The following is a 22,916-nucleotide window of genomic DNA, read 5'->3' as shown; positions in this document are numbered from 1 at the left end:
AGGATGTCGGCTGTGGAGGACACGTCCCTTGCTGAACCGCGGCCCGCACTGGCCGGATCGCAGCGCCACGCGCAACGGGCGAGCATCGGCCGCGGCGACCCAGGTGTGCTGCGCAGGTGGAACGAGTACGCAGTGCTTACTGCGCTGCGCGAGTCCAGCCCGCAGCGCGCATCGCAGTTGAGGCAGACGACGGGTTTGACGGTAGCCACGCTCGGGACGGTGCTGCGTGATCTCCAGAGCAAAGGGTGGGTCGCGGTGGGGACGTCGGCTCAGGGTGCCAAGGGGCGGCCCGCTCAGACGTACTCGCTGCGAGTGCCGTCCGGGTGTGTGCTCGGCCTGGATGTCGGAGCCCACGCGGTCCGAGCTCAGTGTCTCGACCTAGATGGTAAAGAACTCGCGCAATCCGAAATTCGTCTTACCGCCGGGCGGGAGGACGATGAGCGTGACGTTGCTGCCCGACAGGTCGTCGAGCAGGCGTTGAGAGGGGCGCAGTGCTGGTCGGCTGTGCTCGCCGTCGGTGGTTTCGTTGAGGAAGACGGAACTCTGGTGGAGAGTGCGGCAATCCCCTCTTGGAACGGTACACGTCCCCTTGAGCGCTTCGAGTCTCTTCTGGGGCCCGGGTGCCTCATTGTCAATGACGTGTGTGCTTCCGTATACGCGGAGCGCTGCAGGGGAGCAGCGTCCGGCTACGATGACGTTCTTCTGTTGCAAACCGGTCGGCGTCCTACGCTCGGCATCATGCACGGCGGTCGTCTCAGGCACGGTGCCCACGGGATGGCTGGTGACCTGTCGGCAGATGCCCGTGTGCCCACGGAGCACCGTCCCGGCGGGCTGGGGGAGCTCAGCGAGGGGGCGGACGCCTTGGGGCGCGCCGTGCGCGAGGCTAGCACGGGAGACCAGGTCGCCCTGGGGCGCATTCGCCGACTGATGGAGGGCATCACTCCCGCCCTGGTGACTGCGGTGGCGATTGATGATCCCGAACTGGTCGTCGTGGCCGGCGCCCTCACCCCGGTCGCGCATCTGTTCCTCGACGACATCAGAGCCGCGCTCGCTGCAGGGGTCAGGCGCCCCCCGAAGGTCGTGGTCTCGGCGAATGACCAGTTCTCCTCGGCCCAGGGGGCAGCGCTCCTGGCGCTGAATCGGGTGCGTTCCAGCCTTGCCTCGCACGACGGCGTGCAGCCTTTCACTCGGGAAGCCTTTCTCGCTCAGGAGCACCGTCCCGGGCGCGCCCTCGTATGATTCGCTTCCAGCTTTCGTGAGCTTACAGGCGGCGGTGGGTAGCTGCCGTCCTCAAAGAGGCGCTCATTGTGGGTATTCCGCGAGTGTGCGCGACATCCCTGAGGCCGTGCAATGCCCGCCATAAGTCGGGCGAGGCCGTATGCTCCGCCCTGATGCCAGTGCTACTGACAGCGGAGTAATGGGGAAGTGGCAGCGTAGCCGGTAGCCTAGTCTCGGCTCGACTCACAGTTTTGAAAGGATCCCCGCATGCCTGTCGCCATCCCGGCCCCCGACCCCGCCGTCCTCGCCTCCCTGAAGGGACGCAGCTTCCTGCGCGAACTGGACTTCACGCCGCAGGAGTGGATGACGCTGATCGGCCTGGCAGCGCAGTTGAAGGCGGACAAGCGAGCCGGCCGGGAGGCTCAGCACCTGAAGGGCAAGAACATCGCCCTGATCTTCGAGAAGACCTCCACGCGCACCCGCTGCTCCTTCGAGGTGGGCGCCCACGACCAGGGCGCCCACACCACCTACCTGGACCCCTCCGGCTCTCAGATCGGCCACAAGGAGTCCGTGGCGGACACCGCCCGCGTGCTGGGCCGCATGTTCGACGGCATCGAGTACCGCGGCGACTCCCAGGCCAAGGTCGACCAGCTCGCCGAACTGTCGGGCGTACCGGTGTGGAACGGGCTCACCGACGACTGGCACCCCACCCAGATGCTGTGTGACTGCCTGACCATGCTCGAGCACGCCGACAAGCCTGCGGGTCAGATCTCCTACGCCTACATCGGCGACGCCCGCTTCAACATGGGCCGCTCCCTGCTGGTGGCCGGAGCCCTGCTCGGCGCCGATGTGCGCATCGTTGCCCCCAAGGAGCTGTGGCCCGACGACGAATGCGTCACCGCCGCCCAGGCCGTGGCCGCCGACACCGGCGCCCGCATAACCCTCACCGAGTCCGTGGACGAGGGCGTGGCCGGGGTGGACTTCGTACACACCGACATCTGGGTGTCCATGGGGGAGCCCAAGGACGTGTGGGCAGAGCGCATCGAGCTGCTGCGCGACTACCAGGTCAACGCCGCCCTGATGGCCAAGGCGGGGGAGCAGGCCAAGTTCATGCACTGCCTGCCCTCCTACCACAACCGCGAGACCACGATCGGGGAGGAGATCTACCAGGCCACCGGCATGGACGGCCTGGAGGTCACCGAGGACGTCTTCGAGTCCGAGCGCTCCATCGTCTTCGACCAGGCCGAGAACCGCATGCACACCATCAAGGCCGTCATGGTCGCCACCCTCGGCGACCCGGCCGCGACGGCGCAGGCCGACTGATCCGGGACGCCCGGTCATCCGGAGGGTTTAGAGAATCTGTGGAGGCGCTGGACTAATATCGATACAGGGTCTGGAAGATGAGGACTGATTCTAAGGCTTGCCAGCGGCTTCTGGTTGGGCTTTGTGTCACCTTGCGGACGGTAATGGTGCTGGTTGGGTTCTCGCTGTTGCTGTGGGGTGCGCAGTGGGCTGCTATGGCCTCAGGCCTTTCGGTGGTCCGGCCGAATATGGCGGCCGACAGCGGGATGGTCACACGGATAATGAAGGGGGATGGAGCATTCACTTTTGTTTGGTGGCGCTCCGCGCTGGAGGGGGCGCTCGGCTTCGTTCTCATCCCGAAATGGCACACCAAGGGGCGTTATGATGTTGTGGCAGCTATTGCGGTTGCGCTAAGTGTTGTTTGTGTGGTGTTCCTTATTCGTCTAACGGCGGGCGCGGGTACCTACGGTACCTGTACCTACCCAGGGTGCTGGCCGAACCCGTGGGATTTAATAGCACTGGCGGCACCATTCTTCGCGGGGCTGGCGACTCTGACAGTGATGGCTTGCTTCGCAGACCGGATCCCTCTGTGGGCGCGCTGCCTGTTTCCAACAGCGGTCTTCCTGGTTGGCACGGTGCTGCTCGCCCTGGTCTGGGACCGTTGGCTGCTGCCCTTCTTCGCGGGCCCGCCACCCTGGTAGTACTCCCACTCACATGGAATCTCGCGGCATGTCATGACCTCGCATTAACACCCCGACTCGAGGAACAACCATGCACTCATCCACACCCCAAGACGCATCGTAGCCATTGCGCATGTCCCGACGCAGCCTGCTCTCCGGGCTCGGCCTGGGCGCTGGCGCCGCACTGCTGGTGTCAACGGCTCCGCAGGCGCATGCCGCGGGAGTCGAAGTCAGCTTCACCCGTTTTCACCCGGAACCACAAACAAGGTAACGGGCAACCACCGGCGTGACCTGGACCGCGCTGCGCTGGGCCAACGGCTTCCATCTATGGAAGCCGGATGCCGTCGCCGTGCACTCCGTCGGGCCATCGCCGGTGCCTCGCAGACCCAGCGGCTGACCGGGCTTGAGACGGCCACCAGGGAGGACAACGCCGTCGATGCCGCCAGCAAGGTGCTCTACGGCATGGACGAGGAATGACGGCCGAACCATTGCCATTAGGCACTGATCGTCACGCCCGGCCACCACGGCCCGGCCCCCTGGCTATCCTGTCGGCGTGACCATCCCCAACCGCGGCCCGGAGTCCGCGTCCGCCCGCGTGCGCGGCGGACTCGATCTGGACGCCCTGCGCGCCGGCGTCGGCGGGGCGCTGCTGGCCGACATCGACCGAGCCGTCGCCTGGGACGTCCCCCTGAAGACCTCCTTCCGTGGCCTGACCCGCCGTGACGGCGTGCTCCTGCACGGCCCGGCCGGCTGGGGCGAGGTCGCCCCCTTCTGGGACTACGACGCCGACGCCGCCGCCCCCTGGCTGGCCGCCGCCCTGGAACAGGCCACCGTCGGCAACGCCGACCTGCCCCGCCTCCGCGAGACCATCCCCGTCAACATCACCGTCCCCGCCGTCGACCCCGACCGGGCGCGCGCCCTGATCGCCGAGGCGGGCACCGCCGCCGGGCCGGCTCGGCATGCCGCCACCCCTCCCAGCGCCCTCCCCGTCACCGTCAAGGTCAAGGTCGCCGGAGCGCGCGTCTCCGACCGCCAGGGCCTGGCCGCCGACCTGGAGCGCATCGAGGCGGTCCGCGACGCCATCGGCCCGCACGGCCGCATCCGCATCGACGTCAACGGCGCCTGGGACCTGGAGACCGCCCGCAGAATCCTGCCGCTGATGAATGCCGCCGCCCAGGGCCTGGAATACGTGGAACAGCCCTGCGGCTCCACGCAGGCGCTCGCCGACCTGCGCCGACTGGTGGACATCCCCATCGCCGCGGACGAGTCCATCCGCTTGGCCGCCGACCCGCTGGCCGTGGCCCGCCTGGACGCCGCCGACGTGGCCGTCCTCAAGGTCGCCCCGCTCGGTGGCGCCCGTCGCGCCCTGGCCCTGGCTGAGCGCCTGGGCCTGCCGGCAGTCGTCTCCTCCGCCATCGACACCAGCGTCGGCATCGGCGCGGGCGTCGCGCTGGCCGCCGCCCTACCCGGGCTCAAGCACGCCTGCGGGCTGGGCACCGTCCGGCTGCTCGCCCGCGACGTCGCCGCCCCCGCCGCCATCCCCGCCGACGGCGCCCTGCCGGTGCGCCCCGTGCACGTCTCGCGAGCGCTGCTGCGCACCGCCGCCGCCGACGCCGAACTCACCGCCCGCTGGCAGTTGCGCCTGAGCCACATCACGGCCGCCCTGCAGCGCCGACGCGAGCGGGAGCGCGCCCACGCCGGCAGCGTCGTGGCCGGACTGCCCCTATGAGCGCCGCCGACTCCACGGGCCGCAACAACGCGCGGCCCGGGACAGACTCGCATCCCGAGCCGCCCTCGCTCGTGGCTGCCCGCACCGTCGTCCGCGCCCTGATTCACGCCGGCGTGCACCAGGTGATCCTCGCCCCCGGCTCTCGCTCCGCGCCCCTGGTTCCGGCCCTGGCCGCCGCCGAGCGGGACGGGAAGCTGCGGGTGCGGGTGGTCCTCGACGAACGCAGCGCCGGCTTCGTCGCCCTGGGGTGCGCCCGCGCCGAACTGCTGGCCGGGCGCCGCCGTCCTGCCGCCGTCGTCACCACCTCCGGCACCGCGGTGGCGAACCTGCATCCGGCCGTCGCCGAGGCCGACGCCGCCGGCGTACCCCTACTGCTGGTGACCGCCGACCGGCCCCACGAGGCGGTCGGCACCGGCGCCAACCAGACCACCGAGCAGACCCGCATCTTCGGGGCCGCAGCGCGCCTGACGGTCGACCTGCCCGCCGACATCACCGCCGACCTGGGGCAGGCCGGCGTGCGGGCCGTCGCCGGCCAGGTGCGCCGGGCGGTAGACGCCGCCACCGGGGCACTCACCAACGACCCCGGGCCGGCCCAGCTCAACCTCCGCTTCCGGCCCCCGCTCGCGCCCGAGCCCGGAGCGGAGACGCCCGCCGGGACCGGGACGGCCCCGGGCGTTGCACCGCCGACACAAGTGGGCCTCCCCGAGACCTCGGGCGGGCCCGCCGCGCCGATCGCTCCCGTTCCCGCCGCCCCACAGCGTCCGGGGGCTGCGGAACAACCACGGCAGAACGCGGGGAACGGGTGTCGGGAGGAGCACGGCGTCGTCGTCGCGGGCGACGCCGTCGACGCCACCGGGCGGTACGCGCGCGCCCTGGCCGAGTACCTGGACTGGCCCCTGCTGGCCGAGCCGACCTCCGGCGCGCGCGGCGGCCCCCAGGCCCTGACCCGCTACGCCGAGCTGCTGAACACCCGAGCCGGCGCCCGGCTCGCCGCACAGGTTGAGCGCGTCGTGGTCGCCGGGCACCCCAGCCTCACCCGCCCGATCGGCGCCCTACTGGGCCGCGACGACCTGCGCATCGACGTGCTGACCGGTACGTCCCGCTGGACCGACGTCGCCGGCACCGCCGCATCCGTGGTGCCGCTCATGCCCGCCGCCCACCGGAACGCGCCCGCCGGCACCGCTGCGCCGTCGGCTCCCGCCGACCTGGCGGACGCCCTCGATCTGGGCCAGGGCCCACACGGCTGGACGGCGCGCTGGCACGCCGCCGTCGCCGCCCTGCCGGCCGACCCCGACCCGGCGCGCGCGGATATCCTCAGCGCGGACGCCGCCGTCACCGCCGTGTGGGACGCCGCCCTGCGCGCCCCCGTCGGCGCCGCGCCCCTGCTCGTCGTCGGCTCCTCCCTGACGATCCGCCGCCTGGACCGGCTGGCCGCGCCCGCCCGCGGCCCCGCGCCCGCCGCGATCGCCAACCGGGGCCTGGCCGGCATCGACGGCACCCTCGCCACCTCGCTCGGCGCCGCCATCACGGCCGGGCCCGTGCGCGTCGTCGTCGGCGACCTCACCTTCCTGCACGACGCCATGAGCCTGTCGCGCGGAAGCCTGGAGGCCGAGCCCGACCTACAGGTCATCGTCATCGACGACGGCGGGGGAGCCATCTTCTCCACCTTGGAGTACCCGGCCGTCACCCCGCCCGCGGACCTGGCCCGTTTCTTCACCACGCCGCAGGCCACCGATCCGGCCGCGCTCGCGGCCGCGCTGGGCCTCCGGGTGCACCGGCCCCCCGGCCTCGCTGCCTTGCGGGCGCTCCTGGACCAGCCCGTGCACGGACTGAGCCTGGTGCACGTGCGCCTCGCCGCCGAGGCGGGGGATAACAACTCCACGTGACACAGCCCGGCGCGCTCGCTCGGGCCCCACGCCCCGGTTCACAGGCAAGTCCCAGATGAGTGTCGGTGATGCCCCAGGTCGTGCGTATTAGGTGAGATTCGTTTAGTGAACGGGCCAACGGCCCGAGGAGGAGAGCCATGAGCACGAACGAGCCCTTTGCCGCATCCGGCGATGCCGCGCAGTCAGCCGGCGATGACACTCAGCAGCTGTCCGGCGGTGCGAGTTCATACCAGGGCGGCTCCGGCGGCGGCTCGGTCAGCTCGGGTTACGCGAGCAGTGCGGACTACTCCAGCAGCAATGCCGGCGCGGCCGACTCGGGTTATGCCGATGCCGGCTCCTCGCCCTACACCTCCGCGCCGCAGCCGCCCGCCGGATACAGCTTCGGCCGTCCCTCCGCATCGGCATCCAGCCCCTACGACCGGCCCGCACAGGGCGGCGGCTCCGGGGCCTTCGGCCAGCCCCCCTACCAGCCGCCGACGCCCTCCACCCCTGATTCCGGCCGCCGCGGCCCCGGCTGGGGCGGCGTCATCGTCACGTCCCTGGTCACCGCGCTGCTAGCCTGCGGCGGGACCGTGGCCGCGCTGCATCACTTCGACGACGACGCTCCCACCGCCTCCGTCTCCGCGCCCACCGCGATCGCCACCGGCGCCACCACCCAGACCGTCTCCTCTACCGGTACCGCCCCCGATTGGGAGGCCGTGACGGCAGCGGTCTCCAACTCCGTCGTATCCATCACCGTCGCCCTGAACGACGGCACCGCGGTGGGATCCGGCGTGATCTACGACGCCGACGGACACATCATCACCAACAACCACGTGGTTTCCGGCGCCAGCCAGATTCAGGTGACGCTCGCCGATGGGCGCATTTTCGACGCGGAGCTGACCGGCACCGACCCGACCACCGACCTGGCCGTCATCGAACTGGTCGACGCCCCGAGTGACCTCACGGTCGCCCGATTCGGCAACTCCGACGAGCTGGTCACCGGTGAGGACGTCATGGCGATCGGCAACCCGCTGGGGCTGTCCTCCACGGCCACCACCGGCATCATCTCCGCTCTGAACCGCCCCGTGGTCACCACCCAGGAGGAAACCGAGGAGCAGTCCGGATCCGCGTTGCCCGGCCAGCTCGGCGGCCTGCTGGGGCAGTCCCAGACCACCACGACACAGGTGTACACCAACGCCATCCAGATCGACGCGGCCATCAACCCCGGCAACTCCGGCGGCCCGCTGTTCGATGAGACCGGTGCCGTCATCGGCATCACCAGCTCGATCGCCAGTCTGTCCAGCTCCGCGGACTCCTCCGCGGGGTCGATCGGCATCGGTTTCGCGATCCCCTCCAACCTGGCGCAGAAGGTCGCCGACCAACTCATCGAGACCGGCACGGCGACACACGCCTACCTGGGCGTGTCCATCGGCGACGGCGGCGCCACCACCTCCGACGGCGTCACGCGTGCGGGTGCCGAGGTCGGCTCCGTCGAATCCGGCTCGCCCGCGGATCAGGCCGGCATCAAGCAGGGTGACGTCATCACCGCGATCGACGGCAAGGCCACCAGCCAGGCGGCCGCCCTGACCGGCTTCGTGCGCCAGTACTCGGCCGGCGACGAGGTGACGCTGACGATCATTCGCGACGGAGAAGAGCTCCAGGTGCCCGTGACCCTCAAGGAGCGCAAAGACTCCTGACCGCGTGGGCCCCTGTGCCCGCTGGCCGGCTCTCCTCTTCGCCGAGGTCGGTTGAAGTAACCGCCGAGGTCGGTAGATATGGGGTTCTTCAGGTTGGTGGGTGTGGTTGGTGGGGGGTGGGTGCTGCTGGCTGGGGGCGGAGGGCTGAGTCTGATCGTTGATGCCTGGGTCAGTAGCGTTTGAGGTCGTGTGCTGTGGCTGGCGGCGGGTGCATCGCCAACGCCGGGCTCCCGGGGTGCGTCTGCTCCGTCGCTTCGTTGCCGGGTGCGGGTCGGTCGGGGTGCTGGGAGGGGGTGGGTTGGGTTGTCTGGTGTGTTTTCCCGGGTGGGATCTGGCGCGTAGGTCGGCGCGGGCCCTGGCGGTTGGTACCTGTGGTTGACGGTTCGGCACTTAGCGCCGGCGATTCGTACCCTCTCGTGGCGGTTCGGCACCTAGAGGTACGTACCGTCCCATAGGAGTACGAATCGTTGATCAGAAGGTACGTACCGTCGTCGGAAGTGTCGAATCGTCGACCCGAGAAGGGGGCCCCGTCAGGCGAGCAGCCGAGTCCTCCCGCCCGAACCGCCGCATCCGCCGGGACCTGTTGTGGCCTGTCCAGGCTCGCGGCGATCAATTGCGCCTGCCCTTCCCATCGTGCCTGCCAGAATGTTCCTGCCGGACGTCCACAATGACTGCCGCCAGGCTCTTACCTGTGCACCACCACACCCGTGATCCCGAGGAGCCCCCCCGATTCCCGGGTCGGCTGTGCTCCCGTGGGACGGCTGTCATGTCGTTTTCCGACCTTGGGGTGCGGTTCACGACCACCCCAAGGTCGGAAACCAGCGCCGACCAGCGCTGACCGGTGCTTCGCGCTTGAGCTTGAGGGTGCGGCCGCATGGAACCACGATGCGGCAGGCCTCGCTCGGGCGCGGGAGGGCAGCCTGAGGACGGGCGGTGCTTGTGCTCGTGGTGCGAGGCCTCCCTCGGGCGCGGGAGGGCAGCGCCGCTGACCGCCCACATCCTCACGTCCAAAGACAAGCCATCCTCGGGCGCAGGAAGGTAGCGCTAGAGCGCGGGAGAGGCCGTCCTCGGACCGGCCAGAACACACCACCAGCCACACCCCCACACACGAAGAGCCCCGAAACCCTCCCGGATGTGGAGGGTTTCGGGCGGAAAAGGTCGTATTCGACGAGCGCGGGGTGCTCGAGTACGACCTCGCGAGCCCGAAGACGTCCCCGCGAGCCTCAGAACGACCCGACCCGGCCGGGCGAACACGACCTTCTACGCCCGAACACGACCTCGCGTGCCCGAAGACGACCTTACAAGCCCCAGAACGACCCGTCCTCGCCGGGCGAGTACGTCCTCTTCAGCCCGAACGCGACCCCGGCGGGTCGAGTACGACCTCCCCGCACCACACCCTCAAACCGGAAGAGCCCGATATGGCGAGCTGAGGCGTTTGCGGAACGGCGCACCGGCGCTCTTGATAAACTTATCAACGTGAGGACTCCTCTCGATTCGCCGTTCAGCCCCGGTTCGGACACGGTCCCCGAGGTGTGGGCCGGACGAGCCGATCAGCTCAGCGACTGGCGGGACGTGCTGCGACCGCGACGCCTGGCCGGCATCCACGAGCGGGGCCGTACGATCCTCGGAGAGGCGGGCTCGGGCAAGTCCTCACTGGTACGGCGGATCGCGCGTGACGCCACCGACGTCGGTGACTGGGTGACTCCGCAGCTGCGCATCCCTTCCGGAACCGACCCCATCAAGCGGCTCGCCGTGGCCCTGCTCGATCTGGCGTCGGCAGCGGGGCTGGCGACGGCCCGTGAGCAGCACATATCAGAACTCCTGCGGCGGGTAGAGACCGTGGCCATCTCCGGCGTCTCGCCGTCCGTGCGTGCGCAGGAGGGGCCGGAGCCGTACACCGTGTTGACCGACTTGCTGATCGAGATCGGACGCGCAGCCATTCAGCGCCGAGACGTCATGGTGCTAATCCACATCGACGAAGTACAGAACATCACCGATGAGAGCACCCGCTCGCAACTGCTGACCGCACTAGGTGACGCCCTCGCGTACGAGGAGACCATTGCCGTCCCCGGAGGCATGCAGGTGGATCGCGGCCTTCCGATCGCCGTGTACTTGACCGGATTACCCGAGTTCGCAGATACGGCGGGTGCCCGTACAGGAGCAACCTTCGCGCGCCGTTTCCGCACCATCACCCTCGATGCTATCGACGACACAGCTCTCATGGCCGCGCTGCAGCCCTTTGTCACGGACGGCTGGTCAATCGCCAATGACGGCGGCGATGCGGATCGAGTGTTCATGGAACCCGCGGCGCAGCGCGCCATCGTGGAGCTTTCTTGCGGAGAGCCGTTCCTTTTCCAGCTCGCGGGGGAGCGCGCCTGGTATGCCGGTACCGGCAATCTCATCACTGCTACGCAGGTGCGAACCGGGTGGCGTGACGCCGCCCCAGAGGCCGAAGCGCACGTACAGCGCATCCTGGATCGACTCCCCGGGCGCGAACGGCAGTTCCTCGAGACCATGGCTGGTTTGGAGCCCGAGGAGCGCACCCTGACCAATATCGCCCGGGCCGCCGGCTATGCGAAGGGGACCGACGCCGGACCTACGGCGCAGCGCTTGGACCTCACCCGACGCATTATCCGCCGCACCAGGCCCTACAGCTTCCGCCATCGCGCCATCGAGGCCTACCTCACCTCCGACTGGCCCTGGTAGCCCCGGGGCTGTGCGGCGTCAACGCCGAGCGCAGCGCGGGTGCCAGCTGCGCCACGACGTCGTCGGCCGACAGCGAGGCGACCGGTTCGAGCCGCAGCAGGTAGCGGGTCAGGAACAGGCCGGAGAAGATCGTTGCCGCCGTGGCCGCTCGCCGTTCGGCGTCCGAGCCGCCGATGTGCTCGGTCAGGCGCCCGACCATCTCCGTGTGCAGATATTCCCGTAGCACCCGCAGCGCGGCCTCGGAGGTGAGGGCATCGGCGAACAGGCGGGCGAGCCCATCGCGGTAGCCGGGGCGGTCCCATGCGGACAGCGCCGAGCGCAGCAGCGCCGGCGCCAGGTGTTCCGGCGCGACCTTGGCGGAGACGATGTCGAAGCCCCGCGCCGGGCTCAGCGCCAGCTCCGCGACCGCGCGGAAAAGTCCCTCCTTGGAACCGAAGTAGTAGGTGATCAGGGAGTGGTCCACGTCGGCCTGCGCCGCAATTGATCGCAGCGACGTGCCGGCGTAGCCGTCCTGTTCGAAACGCTTCCGAGCGGCGGCCAGGATTCGTTCGCGGGTGTTCGAGGGACCAGAGGGGCGGCCACGCCGTTTATTCACCACAGTAGAAATCATGGTGGGCGCAGGCGTTTCCTGGCAAGCATGAGCCCTTCGGAAGCCCTCGCCATCAGCCCCTCGGAAGCCCCCGCCATCAGCTTCCGCGAACTGCGCATGGAGTTCCGACGCCGCCGATCCCGGCCCCTGGTTGCGCTCGACTCGCTCACCCTCGACGTGGCCCCCGGCCAGGTCTTCGGCCTGCTGGGGCCCAACGGCTCCGGGAAGACCACCTCGGTGAATCTGCTATGCGGACTGCTACGGCCCACCGGCGGCACGGTACTGGTGGAGGGCATCGACGTGCGCGACGACGTCACCGCGGTGCGGGCGCGTCTGGGCGTTGTCCCTCAGGAAACCGCCCTGTACAACGACCTGAGCGCCGATGAGAATCTTTCCTTCCACGCGCGCCTGTACGGCGTCGCCCGCGCGCAGCGCCGCACCCGCATCAACGAGGTACTCGAGCTTGTCGGGCTGGAGGAGCGTCGCGGTGACCGCGTGGGCACCTACTCCGGGGGTATGCAACGCCGGCTCGCCCTGGCTCGGGCACTGCTGACCCAGCCGAGCGTCGTCGTCCTTGACGAGCCCACGCTGGGGGTGGACGTACAGTCCCGCGCCGCCCTGTGGGAACGAGTGCGACGCATCGCCTCCGAAGGCGGCACCGTACTGCTGACCACGAACTACATGGAGGAGGCACAGGCGCTGGCGGACAACCTCGCCATCCTCGACCACGGTGCGCTGATCGCCACCGGCACCCCGGACCAACTGCGCGGACGCCTCGGCAAGACCTTCATCGACGTGCGCTGCAGCCGCCCCGATCCCGGACTCGAGCATCTGGCCGGCGTCACGGGAGTCTCCTGGCGCGACGGCGTCGCCGCGGTGGCCGCGGACGGCTCACCCGCCACCACCCGCGCCATCCTCGACTGGTTCGCCGAGCACGATCCCGGGTCCGCCCTGGTGGGGGTGCGCCGCCCCGACCTCAACGACGTGTTCCTGGACCTGACCGGCAAGGCACTGCGCGACGGGGGAGAGTCATGACCGGCGCCCGGGCCGCCGTTGCCATCGCGGTTAAGGACTGGACCAGGTTTGTGCGTCAACCCTTCCTCATGGTCATCAGCGTGGTCATCCCGCTGGTGTTCATCTTCTTCTACTCCCTGGTAATCCCCGTATCCAACAACAACCCGATCATGATCGCCGACCTGGACGGCGGTCCCGTCGCAGAGCGCCTGAGCGAGGTCATGCGCACCATCCAGTCCGACGAGGGCCCCTACTACGACGTGCGCACAACCGACCCCGAAACCGCGCTGAAGGCCTTCGATGACACAGAGGCGCTCGCCGTCGTCATCATTCCGGACGGGTTCTCCCAGGCCGTCGCCGCCGGGGACGCCCGGGTGGAGCTGCGGCTGAACAACATCAACTCCGACTACTCCAAGAACCTGCGTCTGCGCCTGGACGCGGCGGTGGGCGCGCTCAATGAGGAACTGGCCGGCCCGGTGGTGGAGGTGGAGGAGACCCGCTGGCTGCCCACCGACCCCACCATGCTCGGCTACATCTCCACCAGCCTGCTCCTGTTCGGCTGCCTGTACGCCGCCATGGTCAACACCGGCCTGCAGATCGCCGCGGAGTGGAACGACCGCACCGTCAAGCACCTGCTGCTGGCGCCGCTCGGACGTGGCGCGCTCGTGGCGGGCAAGGTGATTGCGGGGCTGGGGCAGTCGCTGGCATCGGTGGCTCTGGTGCTCCTGGTGCTCGTGGTCGGCTTCGACTTCCAACCCAGCGGCAGCCTGCTGGCCATGGCGGGCATCGTCGGGGTGGTGCTGCTCATGGGAGCAGGCATCGGCATGGTGGTCGGAGTCGCTTCGAAGAAGACCCTGGCGACGGCGTCGGGCCTGATCACTGCGGCGGTGGCCCTCTTCCTGGTGTCAGGGAACGAGGAGTCCATGCGCGGGCTCGCCTGGGGACAGCCGATCACCGCGCTGTGGCAGCTGTCCCGGACACTGCCCACCACCTACGCCTTCATGAGTGCCCGCTCCATCTTCCTCACCGGCGACACCTCGGATCTGGCCCGCAACCTCGCCATCGTGCTGATTTCAACGGCGGCGATTCTGGGCCTGGCCGGATGGCTGCTGCGCCGCGCCTACACCCACCTGACCGGAGGACAGTGAAACAGACCATGATGCAGAGCAGCCAGACACGCCGAATCTCGGGGCACTTGGACCGCGTGGGTGCCGTCGCCCGCAAGGATCTGCGTCAGTGGGCCCGCGACCGACAGGCCCTGGCCGGCCCCATGCTCATCCCGCTGGTGCTGATGTTCCTGTGCGGCATCCTGTTCGGCTTCGGTGGAGACGAGTGGAACATCGGACTGGTCAATGAGGGGGAGGGGCCGCACGCGGCCGCCTTCGAGGCGGAGGTTCGCGGCCTGCGCAGCAACATCAGCCCCTACTTCCGCGTGGTGACCACCGACGCCGAGCGGGCCGAGCAGTTGGTGGCCGCCGGCCGCCTGCACCTGGTGGTCACCATCCCAGCCGACTTCGATGAACGCGTCGAGGCGGGGCAGACCCCGGTACTGCACACCAGGACCTACAACATCAACACCGACATGATGAAGAACGCCCGCCTGCGGCTGAGTCGCGCAATACAGGACTACGCCGCCGCGCAGGCGCCCGGCGCCGCGCCGGTCACCGTCATCCAGACGACTACCCGCTCAGACGACGTATGGCGGCGCACCTTCATCGGACACAGCGCCGTCATCCTCGCAGTCATGGTCGGCTCCGCCCTCAACGCTGCGATCATGGTTGCGCGCGAATGGGAGCACCGCACCGTCAAGGAGGTGCGGCTCGCGCCCCGGCCCCTGGGCGATGTCACCGCCGGAACACTGGTCGCCGCCGTCATCGCCGGAGGCATCAGCACCCTGGTCACGCTGGCGGTCGCGGCGGCCGTCTTCGGGGTACGCATTCCCATGGGGCGCTTACCGGCGCTGGCGGCCCTGGCCGCATTGACCTCATTGGCGTGTGCCGGGTTCGGCGTCGCGATCGGTGCCTGGCTGCGGGACTATCGCACCGTGCAGCCACTGCTCATGATCACCTTTGCGGGATCGTTCTTCGCCTCGGGCGGCTTCTCGTCGCTCGCCACCCTGCCCCGTGCGGTGCAGACATTCGACCGCTTCTGGCCACCGGCCTACGTGTTCGAGACCATGCAGGCCCAGGCGTGGATGACCGCGCCACCATCGGCGATGCCGGCGCTGACCGGCTGCGCCGTGGCCGCCGCGGTGGGAGTTGGGCTTGGGGCGTGGGCCCTGCGCCGGCGGCTATAGGCGGGCTAGCCAGTTCGAGGGCGTGGTGTCTGACGGGTCCAATCAGCATGGATCCGCTCGACGGCTAGACGTCCGCGCCCAGGGCGGTGAGCATGGGGCGCATCTTCGCCGTGGTTTCAGCCAGTTCGTCGGCGGGCACCGACTCGGGCATGATCCCGCCACCGCCGAACACCCGCGCCGGCGCCTCCGGTCCCACCCCGCCGGGCGGCAGCGCGGCACTGCGCAGCGCGATGCACCACTCGCCCTCGCCGTGCCAGTCCACCCAGCCGACCGGACCGGCGTACCGGCCGCGGTCCATGCCCTCGACCTCGGCGATGACGCGGGCGGCCGCGGCAGTGGGGGTGCCACAAACGGCGGCGGTGGGGTGCAGCGCGCCCACCAGGGACAGCGCCCCCGTGTCCCCGGCGACCACGCCGGTGATGTCGGTGGCCAGGTGCAGTACGTTCGGTAGTGTCAGCACCCGTGGCGCGGCGGCCTCCACGACCGAGCACAAGGGCTCCAGGGATGAAAGCGCCGAGGCGCGCGCGAACTCGTGCTCGGCCCGGTTCTTCGCCGACGCCGCCAGCCACTGCGCAAGTCGCTCCGCCTCGCGCTCGCGGGTCGCCGCGTCACCCGGGCGACGGCGCGCGGTGCCTGCCAGCACCCGGCTGGCGAGGCGCCGATTCTCCAGCCGCACCAGCAGCTCCGGGGTGGCTCCCACCGTGGAATCCACGGCGAAGGTCCAGCACGACGGGTAGTTCGCCCCCAGGCGCCGCAGCAGATCACCGGTCGCCAGGGGCGCTGCCGGCCTCACCAGCAGATCCCGCGCCAGCACCACCTTGCGCGCCTCGCCGGCGGCTATGCGCCGACGCACCTCCGCGACGGCGGCCAGGTAGTCGGCCTCGAGCAGTGCCCCGGCCGAGACCACGGGGGCGTCGGGGGAGGGGACATCCGTCTGGGCGGACGCCGGCGGGCGCAGCCGGGCCAGTACCTCCGCCAACTCCGGGTGCGCCTCGCCATCGGCCACGGCGGTGGTCAGCCACGCCCCGGAGTCATCCAGGCCCACGAGCACGCGCGGCACCGTCAGCACGGAGACGGCGGCGGAGGCGGGGGAGAAGGCGATGGTGCCCAGGGCCACCGGGCCGGTGCCGGGCCGCACCAGCGCGTCGCGCCACCAGGAGGCGTACACGGTGGCCCGCCAGGCGCTCCGCAGCGCCTCAATCCGGTCCGGCCCCTGCGCCTCCAGCCGCAGCGCCTGCCCCCAACCGACCAGGCCGCGCCCGTGCCGCACCCAGCTGACGACATCCTCCCGCCCCGCCAGGAGGTCGAGCAGTCCCGTGCCGCCGTCGCCGCCCTCCGGGGTGATGACGCCGGCGGGCAGGGCAACGGTGCGGAAGGACAGGCGTGTCGGGGCGGTGGTGGCTCGCCACGCGGACGAGGTCGATGCGGCGGGCGCGGGGTGGGCCGAGGAGTCCGGGGCGGGCCCGGGAGCACCCACCTCAGGCCTCCGGGGCCGTCGGCGCGGCGTCGGCGGCGTCGTCCGCGGGGATCCCCGGCTTGGTGGCGCGGTGGATGGCCACGATCCCGCCGGACAGGTTCTTGTAACCCACGCCCCGCCAGCCGGCGTCCTGGATCAGTGCGGCCAGGGCCTCCTGGTCGGGCCAGGCCAGGATCGACTCGCCCAGGTAGCCGTAGGCGTCGGCATTGGAGGACACCAGCCTCCCGGCCGCCGGCAGGGCAGTGCCCAGGTAGAAGCAGTACAGGCGCCGGAACGCCGCATGCACGGGGGTGGAGAACTCGGCGATCACCAGCCGCCCACCGGGCCGAGTCACCCGCGCCATCTCCGCCAGCGCCGCCGCCGTGTCCTGCACATTGCGCAGTCCGTAGGAGACGGTGACCACGTCGAAGTCGGCGTCGGGGAAGGGCAGGGCGGCGGCGTCGCCGACCACGAACTCGATCTCGGGGTGGCGGCGGCGTCCCTCGGCCACCATGCCGGCGGAGAGGTCGCAGGCCACCACCTGTGCGCCGTCGGCCGCGTAATCGACGCTGGAGGTGCCGGTGCCGGCGGCCAGGTCTAGCACCCGCATGCCGGGGCGGGCCGCGACGGTCGCGCGCGTGACCGCGCGCCACATGCGCACCTGCCACAGGCTCATGACGTCATTAGTCAGGTCATAGCGGCGCGCGACGGCGTCGAACATGCCCGCGACCTCGCGCGGGTCCTTGGCGAGAGAGGCTCGACTCATGGGCCGATCCTCGCAGATTCCGCGGCCGCCTCCGACACGCCGGGCCGCCCGCGTCGGGGGAGTGCCGGCGCCGCCGCGTCAACGGGGACTAATTCGCAAGGCAAGGTATGTCTAAATAGGTGACCCGTGTTGCCCTCCCGGGGCCGCCCCCGAGCGCGTCGGGAACACGAAGTTCTGGGAATTCCGGGGGAAAACCGCTCGGCCCGCGCCGAGCCGCCGCCCCCTGCCTGCGGCGCCGGGAACAGTCGGTAATGTCTTCGGCGGTCCCGTCTGCCTGCAGGGCCGTGGCCGTCCGGCGGCCAGCATCCCCACCCGTACGAGCGCAAACGAAGGAGGCGCGCAGTGACGACCGAGCAGCTGAGCGCCGATGTCGTAGTCGTGGGGGCCGGTCCCGCCGGATCCTCCGCCGCCTACCACCTCGCCAAGCTCGGTTTGGACGTGCTGCTGCTCGAGCGCCACGAACTCGGCCGCGACAAGGTCTGTGGGGACGGGCTCACCCCCTCCGCCGTGCGTGAATTGGTCAACATGGGTGTGGACACCTCCACCTGGCGGCGCAACCGGGGGCTGCGCGTCATCGGCGGCGGGCATCAGCTGCATATTCCCTGGCCCGAGCAGGCCAGCCTGCCCGCCTATGCGCTGGCGCGACGCCGCAGCCAGCTGGATCGGGACCTGGCCACCCACGCCGTCGTCGCCGGCGCCCGTCTGCTCACCGGCGTCACCGCCACCGCCCCCGTCACCGGCCCCTCGGGGCGCGTCACCGGCGTGCAGGTCCGCCCCACCCCGCGCCACCCCGAGCCCGGCGTCGAGGCGCCCACCACCATCACCGCCCCGCTGATCATGGACGCCGGCGGGGTCTCCGCCCGCCTGGCCACCGCCGTCGGCCGCACCCGCGACGAGCGTCGACCGCTGGGAGTGGCCGTGCGCGCCTACTTCCGCTCCCCGCGCGCCGACGACGACTGGATGGAGTCCCGCCTGGAACTGTGGGACGGACCCGCCGGCCACTCCGACCTGCTGCCCGGTTACGGCTGGATCTGGAGCGTGGGCGACGGTCTGGTCAACGTGGGCCTGGGGTCGGTGAGCTCGACGCCGGCGGCCGCCTCCACCCGTGGCATCGACTACCGCGCCGTGTTCAAGCGCTGGCTCGCGCACGTGCCCGCATCCTGGGGCTTCACCCCCGAGAACCAGGTCGGCCGCATCGCCTCGGCCGCCCTGCCCATGGCCTTCAACCGCAAGCCCCACTACGCCGACGGGCTCATGCTGCTGGGCGACGCCGGCGGCATGGTCTCGCCCTTCAACGGGGAGGGCATCGCCCAGGCGCTCGCATCCGGGCGCCTGGCGGCCGAGGCGGCGGCCCAGGCGGCGGCGCGTCCCACGGCGTCGGGCCGTGAGCTCGCCCTGTCCCAGTACCCCGCCGCCCTGGAGGCGCAGATGGGCGGCTACTACACGCTGGGCCGCATTTTCGTGGCCCTGATCGAGCATCCCGAGGTGATGCGCGTGTGCACCCGCTACGGGCTGCCCCGCAAGCGCCTCATGCGGCTCGTCGCCAAGCTCCTGTCCGACGGCTGGGAGCGCCGCGGCGGCGACGGAATCGACCACTTCATCCAACTTCTGACAAGGATGGTGCCGGCAGCATGAACCCCTACGTCTCTCTGCTCATCATGGCGGCGGTCGCCATGGTCATCGCCATCGGTGGCCTGGTGCTGTCCGCCATCGTGAGCCCCAACCGGCGCAACCGGGTCAAGGTCGCCAACTACGAGTGCGGCATCGACCCCACCCCGACCAACACCGACCACGGGCGCTTCCCGGTGGCCTTCTACCTGGTCGGCATGACCTTCATCATCTTCGACGTCGAGGTCGTCTTCCTCTACCCCTGGGCCACCGCCTTCGCGCAACTGGGCTTCTTCGGGTTGAGCGCCGCCCTCGTCTTCATCGCCCTGATCACGGTGCCCTACGTCCTCGAGTGGCGCCGTGGCGGCCTGGACTGGGAGTAAGGAGTAACCCCTCATGGACATGCACGAGTACCGGGAGAAGATGCTCCACATCCCCTCCAAGCGGGATGACCCGTACGCCCAGGCGCTGGAAAGCGTCGAGGGCCCCGGCTTCATGCTCACCACGGTGGAGAAGCTCGCCGACCTGGCGCAGGCGCGCTCGCTGTGGCCGGTGACCATGGGCCTGGCCTGCTGCGCCATCGAGATGATGGCCACCGGCACGCCCCGCTTCGACATGGCCCGCTTCGGCTGGGAGGTCTTCCGCGCCTCCCCGCGCCACTCCGACGTCATGATCGTCTCCGGCCGCGTCTCCCACAAGATGGCACCGGTGGTGCGCAACGTCTACGACTCCATGCCCGAGCCCAAGTGGGTCATCTCCATGGGGGCCTGCGCCTCCTCCGGCGGCGTGTTCAACAACTACGCCGTGGTCCAGGGCGCCGACCACATCGTGCCGGTGGACATCTACCTGCCCGGCTGCCCGCCCCGCCCCGAGATGCTCCTGAACGCCATGCTCGAGCTCACCCGCCAGATCGAGCGCAAGCCGATCTTCGCCCACCGCGAGGAGATCGCCCGCGCCGTCGAGGCCGCCGCCCTCAAGGCCACCCCCACCGCCGAGATGAAGGGGCTGCTCGCATGAGCACCGACAACGCCGCGAACCCCACAGCCGAGCCCGACGCCGTCGCCGAGACCGCCCCCGCCGTCCCGGAGATCGCCGGCCAGCCGGTGCGCGAGGAACTGCGCCTGGAGGTCATCGGTGCCCACACCGGCCAGTTCGGCGCCGCCGACGCCGGCGACACCACCGGCTACGGCGACACCACCAGCGTGGTCGCCCTCGCGCCCGCCGCCACCCGCCCCTACGGGGGGTGGTTCGACGACGTCGTCGACGCCCTGATCGAGGACCTCACCGAGGCGGGGGTCGAGCCGGCCGCCGCCATCGAGAAGGTCGTCGTCGAGCACGACGAGCTGACCGTGTTCGTCACTCGCGAGCACCTGCTGGACGTGGCCCGCCCCCTGCGTGACGACCAGGACCTGCGCTTCGAGCTGTGCCTGGGCGTCACAGGCGTGCACTACCCGGGCGACGCCGGCCGCGAGCTGCACGCCTGCTACGAGCTGATCTCCCTGACCCACGGCGCCCGCGCCCTGCGCCTGGAGGTCACCTGCCCCGCCTCCGACCCGCACGTGCCCTCGCTCGTGCCGGTGTACCCGGGCAATGACTGGCACGAGCGCGAGGCCTGGGACCTGATGGGCATCGTCTTCGACGGCCACCCCAACCTGACGCGCTCGGCCATGCCCGACGACTGGGTCGGGCACCCCCAGCGCAAGGACTACCCCCTCGGCGGCATCCCCGTCGAGTACAAGGGCGCCTCAACCGCCACCGCCGACACCCGGAGGTCGTACCGCTGATGAGCAACATGCACGCCACCGGCCCCGCCACCGACTCCCTCGCCGACGGCGCCCCCCAGTTCACCGCCAACGGCGGCGACTGGGACGACATCGCCGCCCAGATCGCCGCCCGTGATGAGGAGGACCGCCTCCAGCACGACCGCGTCGTGGTCAACATGGGCCCGATCCACCCCTCCACCCACGGGGTGCTGCGCCTGCTGCTGGAGACGGACGGGGAAACCGTCACCGAGCTGCGCGCCGGCACCGGCTTCCTGCACACCGGCATCGAGAAGAACATGGAGTACCGCACCTGGGTGCAGGGGGAGACCTTCGTAACCCGCATGGACTACGTGGCCCCCTTCTTCCAGGAGGTCGGCTACGCCCTGGCGGTGGAGAAGCTCCTGGGCATCACCGACGACGTCCCCGAGAAGGCGACCGTCGCCCGCGTGGTGCTCATGGAACTCAACCGGATCGCCAGCCACGTGGTGGCCATCGGCTCGGCCGGCAACGAGATGGGCGGCACCACGCTGATGACCATCTCCTTCCGCTGCCGCGAGAACATCCTGCGCGCCTTCGAAATGGCCACCGGGCTGCGCATGAACCACGCCTACGTGCGCCCCGGCGGCCTGGCCCAGGACCTGCCGGAGGGATTCACCGACTTCGTCCGCTCGGTCATGCCCAACATCAAGAACGACCTGGGCGAGCTGGAATCCCTGCTCATGGCCAACCCGATTCTGAAGTCCCGGTTCGTGGGCATCGGCGAGATGAGCCTCGCCGCCGCCATGGCCATGGGACTGACCGGCCCGTGCGTGAAGGCGGCCGGCTATCCGCTGGACATGCGCAAGCTGCGCCCCTACTGCGGGTATGAGACCTACGACTTCGAGGTCCCCGTCTACGACAACTCCGACTGCTACAACCGGCTGCGGGTCCGCTTCGACGAGTGCTACCAGTCGCTCAAGATCGTCTCCCAGGCGCTGGACCGGCTCGACGAGATCGCCGCCCGCGGCGACGATCCGTCCAACACCGTCATGGTCGCGGACCCGACCATCGCCTGGCCAGCCCGCATGGCCATCGCCACCGACGGGCAGGGCCAGTCCCTGGAGCACGTCAAGGAGATCATGGGCACCTCCATGGAGTCCCTGATCCACCACTTCAAGCTCGTCACCCAGGGGTTCCGGGTACCGGCCGGGCAGGTGTACCAGACCGTTGAGCACGCCAAGGGCGTCCTCGGCATCCAGGCCGTCTCCGACGGCGGCACCCGCCCCTACCGGGTCCACTTCCGCGACCCCTCCTACTCCAACCTGCAATCGCTGGCCATGATGTGCGAGGGCGGCATGATCGCCGACGTCGTCGCCTCACTGTCCTCGATCGACCCCGTCCTGGGAGGCGTGGACCGCTAATGAGCACCCTTGAGAACACCCCCGCCCCGGCCGACGCCGCCGGCATCGCCCTCGGTTACGCCCCCGACGTGGCCGCCCGCCTGGACGCCGACATCGCCGAGATCATGTCCCGCTACCCGGCCGGGCATGAGCGCAGCGCCATCATCCCCATGCTGCACCTGATGCAGAGCGTGGACGGCTACGTGTCCCCGGCCGGCATCGCCCTGGTCGCCCAGAAGCTGGGGCTGACCCGCTCCGAGGTGTCCGCCGTCGCCACCTTCTACAGCCAGTTCCGCCGGCATCCCGCCGGCGAGTACCACGTGGGCGTGTGCACCAACGCGCTGTGCGCCGTCATGGGCGGCGACGACGTCTGGCAGGCCGTCAGCGAGCACACCGGCCTGGGCAGCGACGAGACCAGCGCGGACGGCCGCATCAGCCTGGAGCGGGTGGAGTGCAACGCCGCCTGCGACTACGCCCCCGTGGTGATGGTCAACTGGGAGTTCTTCGACAACCAGACCCCCGCCTCCGCCGTGGACCTGGTTGAGCGGCTCGAACGCGGCGAGGACATCACCCCCACCCGCGGCCCGGAGACCGTGCCCACCTTCCGGGAGAACGAGCGGCTGCTGGCCGGCTTCGACGACGGCCGCGCCGACGAGGGCATTGCCGCCGGCGAGTCCAGCCTGCGCGGTCTGCGCCTGGCTCGTGAGCACGACTGGACCGCTCCCCGCGAGCAGCCCGCCGCCGAGGCGGCCCACACCGACGCACCCACTCAGGAGGAGGACAAGTGAGCGAGCAGACTCCCGGCTCCGCGGAGCCGACCTTCACCGCCCCGGGCACCCTCACCC

The 22,916-nt window shown here is 70.4% G+C and carries 21 protein-coding genes; 18 read left to right on the top strand and 3 right to left on the bottom strand.

The window, feature by feature from the left end; all coding sequences use genetic code 11:
• Nucleotides 1-3 precede the first annotated feature (3 nt).
• The 9 genes from ACGLYG10_RS09465 to ACGLYG10_RS09435 all read left to right on the top strand — a co-directional run bounded on the left by ACGLYG10_RS09465 (nucleotide 4) and on the right by ACGLYG10_RS09435 (nucleotide 11,200).
• Nucleotides 4-1,239 (top strand): ROK family transcriptional regulator, encoded by a 1,236-nt coding sequence (locus ACGLYG10_RS09465; RefSeq protein WP_083565817.1) that lies wholly within the window; start codon nucleotides 4-6, stop codon nucleotides 1,237-1,239.
• Nucleotides 1,240-1,485: 246 nt separating this feature from the next.
• The gene (gene argF / locus ACGLYG10_RS09460; protein WP_073330968.1) at nucleotides 1,486-2,541 is read left to right on the top strand and encodes an ornithine carbamoyltransferase; all 1,056 of its coding nucleotides are present in this window, start codon (nucleotides 1,486-1,488) and stop codon (nucleotides 2,539-2,541) included.
• Between the two features lie 77 nt (nucleotides 2,542-2,618).
• Nucleotides 2,619-3,221 (top strand): hypothetical protein, encoded by a 603-nt coding sequence (locus ACGLYG10_RS09455; RefSeq protein ID WP_073330965.1) that lies wholly within the window; start codon nucleotides 2,619-2,621, stop codon nucleotides 3,219-3,221.
• 112 nt (nucleotides 3,222-3,333) lie between these two features.
• Nucleotides 3,334-3,471, top strand: a complete 138-nt coding sequence (locus tag ACGLYG10_RS15985; protein WP_139240941.1) for a twin-arginine translocation signal domain-containing protein — start codon at nucleotides 3,334-3,336, stop codon at nucleotides 3,469-3,471.
• A 56-nt stretch (nucleotides 3,472-3,527) separates the two neighbouring features.
• Nucleotides 3,528-3,677 carry a hypothetical protein gene (locus tag ACGLYG10_RS16250; RefSeq protein ID WP_170866496.1) on the top strand — a complete coding sequence of 50 codons (150 nt, stop codon included), beginning with the start codon at nucleotides 3,528-3,530 and terminating at the stop codon, nucleotides 3,675-3,677.
• 76 nt (nucleotides 3,678-3,753) lie between these two features.
• Nucleotides 3,754-4,929 carry an o-succinylbenzoate synthase gene (locus ACGLYG10_RS09450; protein ID WP_244542636.1) on the top strand — a complete coding sequence of 392 codons (1,176 nt, stop codon included), beginning with the start codon at nucleotides 3,754-3,756 and terminating at the stop codon, nucleotides 4,927-4,929.
• Nucleotides 4,926-6,815 (top strand): 2-succinyl-5-enolpyruvyl-6-hydroxy-3-cyclohexene-1-carboxylic-acid synthase, encoded by a 1,890-nt coding sequence (gene menD, locus ACGLYG10_RS09445; protein WP_073330962.1) that lies wholly within the window; start codon nucleotides 4,926-4,928, stop codon nucleotides 6,813-6,815. Before ACGLYG10_RS09450 ends, menD begins: the two co-directional genes overlap by 4 nt.
• Before the next feature lie 137 nt (nucleotides 6,816-6,952).
• A complete protein-coding gene (locus tag ACGLYG10_RS09440; protein ID WP_083565816.1) occupies nucleotides 6,953-8,494 on the top strand; it encodes a S1C family serine protease in 1,542 nt (513 codons plus the stop codon).
• Between the two features lie 1,476 nt (nucleotides 8,495-9,970).
• On the top strand, nucleotides 9,971-11,200 hold the full coding sequence (locus tag ACGLYG10_RS09435; RefSeq protein WP_073330959.1) for an ATP-binding protein: 1,230 nt from the start codon (nucleotides 9,971-9,973) through the stop codon (nucleotides 11,198-11,200).
• Here ACGLYG10_RS09435 and ACGLYG10_RS09430 read toward each other — a convergent pair.
• The gene (locus ACGLYG10_RS09430) at nucleotides 11,178-11,798 is read right to left on the bottom strand and encodes a TetR/AcrR family transcriptional regulator (RefSeq protein ID WP_159097679.1); all 621 of its coding nucleotides are present in this window, start codon (nucleotides 11,796-11,798) and stop codon (nucleotides 11,178-11,180) included. The genes ACGLYG10_RS09435 and ACGLYG10_RS09430 overlap by 23 nt on opposite strands.
• A 39-nt stretch (nucleotides 11,799-11,837) precedes the next feature.
• Between ACGLYG10_RS09430 and ACGLYG10_RS09425 the strand changes: the two genes are divergently transcribed.
• From ACGLYG10_RS09425 to ACGLYG10_RS09415, 3 genes are read left to right on the top strand one after another with little or no spacing between them, the layout of a single operon-like run.
• On the top strand, nucleotides 11,838-12,824 hold the full coding sequence (locus ACGLYG10_RS09425) for an ABC transporter ATP-binding protein (RefSeq protein ID WP_073330954.1): 987 nt from the start codon (nucleotides 11,838-11,840) through the stop codon (nucleotides 12,822-12,824).
• The gene (locus ACGLYG10_RS09420; RefSeq protein ID WP_073330951.1) at nucleotides 12,821-13,951 is read left to right on the top strand and encodes an ABC transporter permease; all 1,131 of its coding nucleotides are present in this window, start codon (nucleotides 12,821-12,823) and stop codon (nucleotides 13,949-13,951) included. Before ACGLYG10_RS09425 ends, ACGLYG10_RS09420 begins: the two co-directional genes overlap by 4 nt.
• An 8-nt stretch (nucleotides 13,952-13,959) precedes the next feature.
• Complete coding sequence (locus ACGLYG10_RS09415; protein WP_159097678.1) at nucleotides 13,960-15,099, top strand: ABC transporter permease; 1,140 nt, start codon at nucleotides 13,960-13,962, stop codon at nucleotides 15,097-15,099.
• A 64-nt stretch (nucleotides 15,100-15,163) separates the two neighbouring features.
• Here the strand turns inward: ACGLYG10_RS09415 and ACGLYG10_RS09410 are convergent, their stop codons facing one another.
• Together ACGLYG10_RS09410 and ACGLYG10_RS09405 are read right to left on the bottom strand one after the other, a co-directional pair.
• Complete coding sequence (locus ACGLYG10_RS09410; RefSeq protein WP_073331398.1) at nucleotides 15,164-16,480, bottom strand: isochorismate synthase; 1,317 nt, start codon at nucleotides 16,478-16,480, stop codon at nucleotides 15,164-15,166.
• Between the two features lie 97 nt (nucleotides 16,481-16,577).
• Nucleotides 16,578-17,321, bottom strand: a complete 744-nt coding sequence (locus ACGLYG10_RS09405; RefSeq protein WP_073330946.1) for a demethylmenaquinone methyltransferase — start codon at nucleotides 17,319-17,321, stop codon at nucleotides 16,578-16,580.
• Nucleotides 17,322-17,663: 342 nt separating this feature from the next.
• Here ACGLYG10_RS09405 and ACGLYG10_RS09400 point away from each other — a divergent pair, with 342 nt between their 5' ends.
• From ACGLYG10_RS09400 to nuoE, 6 genes are read left to right on the top strand one after another with little or no spacing between them, the layout of a single operon-like run.
• On the top strand, nucleotides 17,664-18,956 hold the full coding sequence (locus ACGLYG10_RS09400; RefSeq protein ID WP_073330943.1) for a geranylgeranyl reductase family protein: 1,293 nt from the start codon (nucleotides 17,664-17,666) through the stop codon (nucleotides 18,954-18,956).
• A complete protein-coding gene (gene ndhC, locus ACGLYG10_RS09395; protein ID WP_073330941.1) occupies nucleotides 18,953-19,312 on the top strand; it encodes an NADH-quinone oxidoreductase subunit A in 360 nt (119 codons plus the stop codon). Before ACGLYG10_RS09400 ends, ndhC begins: the two co-directional genes overlap by 4 nt.
• Before the next feature lie 13 nt (nucleotides 19,313-19,325).
• Nucleotides 19,326-19,946, top strand: coding sequence for an NADH-quinone oxidoreductase subunit B (locus ACGLYG10_RS09390; protein WP_073330938.1), 621 nt, complete (start codon nucleotides 19,326-19,328; stop codon nucleotides 19,944-19,946).
• A complete protein-coding gene (locus ACGLYG10_RS09385; RefSeq protein ID WP_073330935.1) occupies nucleotides 19,943-20,713 on the top strand; it encodes an NADH-quinone oxidoreductase subunit C in 771 nt (256 codons plus the stop codon). The genes ACGLYG10_RS09390 and ACGLYG10_RS09385 overlap by 4 nt, the downstream gene beginning before the upstream one ends.
• Before the next feature lie 8 nt (nucleotides 20,714-20,721).
• Complete coding sequence (locus ACGLYG10_RS09380) at nucleotides 20,722-22,092, top strand: NADH-quinone oxidoreductase subunit D (RefSeq protein WP_083565836.1); 1,371 nt, start codon at nucleotides 20,722-20,724, stop codon at nucleotides 22,090-22,092.
• Nucleotides 22,092-22,859, top strand: coding sequence for an NADH-quinone oxidoreductase subunit NuoE (nuoE, locus tag ACGLYG10_RS09375; protein ID WP_073330928.1), 768 nt, complete (start codon nucleotides 22,092-22,094; stop codon nucleotides 22,857-22,859). Before ACGLYG10_RS09380 ends, nuoE begins: the two co-directional genes overlap by 1 nt.
• The last annotated feature ends 57 nt before the right edge of the window (nucleotides 22,860-22,916 follow it).

Source organism: Actinomyces glycerinitolerans (assembly GCF_900098745.1).
Lineage (GTDB): Bacteria > Actinomycetota > Actinomycetes > Actinomycetales > Actinomycetaceae > Actinomyces > Actinomyces glycerinitolerans.
This window is presented reverse-complemented; position numbering and strand designations above follow the sequence as displayed.

What these genes read in the sequence shown, in the direction of transcription:
- ACGLYG10_RS09465 (WP_083565817.1), top strand. Translation starts at nt 4, where the DNA reads ATGTCGGCTGTGGAGGACACGTCCCTTGCTGAACCGCGGCCCGCACTG.
- argF (WP_073330968.1), top strand. Translation starts at nt 1,486, where the DNA reads ATGCCTGTCGCCATCCCGGCCCCCGACCCCGCCGTCCTCGCCTCCCTG.
- ACGLYG10_RS09455 (WP_073330965.1), top strand. Translation starts at nt 2,619, where the DNA reads ATGAGGACTGATTCTAAGGCTTGCCAGCGGCTTCTGGTTGGGCTTTGT.
- ACGLYG10_RS15985 (WP_139240941.1), top strand. Translation starts at nt 3,334, where the DNA reads ATGTCCCGACGCAGCCTGCTCTCCGGGCTCGGCCTGGGCGCTGGCGCC.
- ACGLYG10_RS16250 (WP_170866496.1), top strand. Translation starts at nt 3,528, where the DNA reads ATGGAAGCCGGATGCCGTCGCCGTGCACTCCGTCGGGCCATCGCCGGT.
- menD (WP_073330962.1), top strand. Translation starts at nt 4,926, where the DNA reads ATGAGCGCCGCCGACTCCACGGGCCGCAACAACGCGCGGCCCGGGACA.
- ACGLYG10_RS09440 (WP_083565816.1), top strand. Translation starts at nt 6,953, where the DNA reads ATGAGCACGAACGAGCCCTTTGCCGCATCCGGCGATGCCGCGCAGTCA.
- ACGLYG10_RS09425 (WP_073330954.1), top strand. Translation starts at nt 11,838, where the DNA reads ATGAGCCCTTCGGAAGCCCTCGCCATCAGCCCCTCGGAAGCCCCCGCC.
- ACGLYG10_RS09420 (WP_073330951.1), top strand. Translation starts at nt 12,821, where the DNA reads ATGACCGGCGCCCGGGCCGCCGTTGCCATCGCGGTTAAGGACTGGACC.
- ACGLYG10_RS09415 (WP_159097678.1), top strand. Translation starts at nt 13,960, where the DNA reads ATGATGCAGAGCAGCCAGACACGCCGAATCTCGGGGCACTTGGACCGC.
- ACGLYG10_RS09405 (WP_073330946.1), bottom strand. Translation starts at nt 17,321, where the DNA reads ATGAGTCGAGCCTCTCTCGCCAAGGACCCGCGCGAGGTCGCGGGCATG.
- ndhC (WP_073330941.1), top strand. Translation starts at nt 18,953, where the DNA reads ATGAACCCCTACGTCTCTCTGCTCATCATGGCGGCGGTCGCCATGGTC.
- ACGLYG10_RS09390 (WP_073330938.1), top strand. Translation starts at nt 19,326, where the DNA reads ATGGACATGCACGAGTACCGGGAGAAGATGCTCCACATCCCCTCCAAG.
- ACGLYG10_RS09385 (WP_073330935.1), top strand. Translation starts at nt 19,943, where the DNA reads ATGAGCACCGACAACGCCGCGAACCCCACAGCCGAGCCCGACGCCGTC.
- ACGLYG10_RS09380 (WP_083565836.1), top strand. Translation starts at nt 20,722, where the DNA reads ATGCACGCCACCGGCCCCGCCACCGACTCCCTCGCCGACGGCGCCCCC.
- nuoE (WP_073330928.1), top strand. Translation starts at nt 22,092, where the DNA reads ATGAGCACCCTTGAGAACACCCCCGCCCCGGCCGACGCCGCCGGCATC.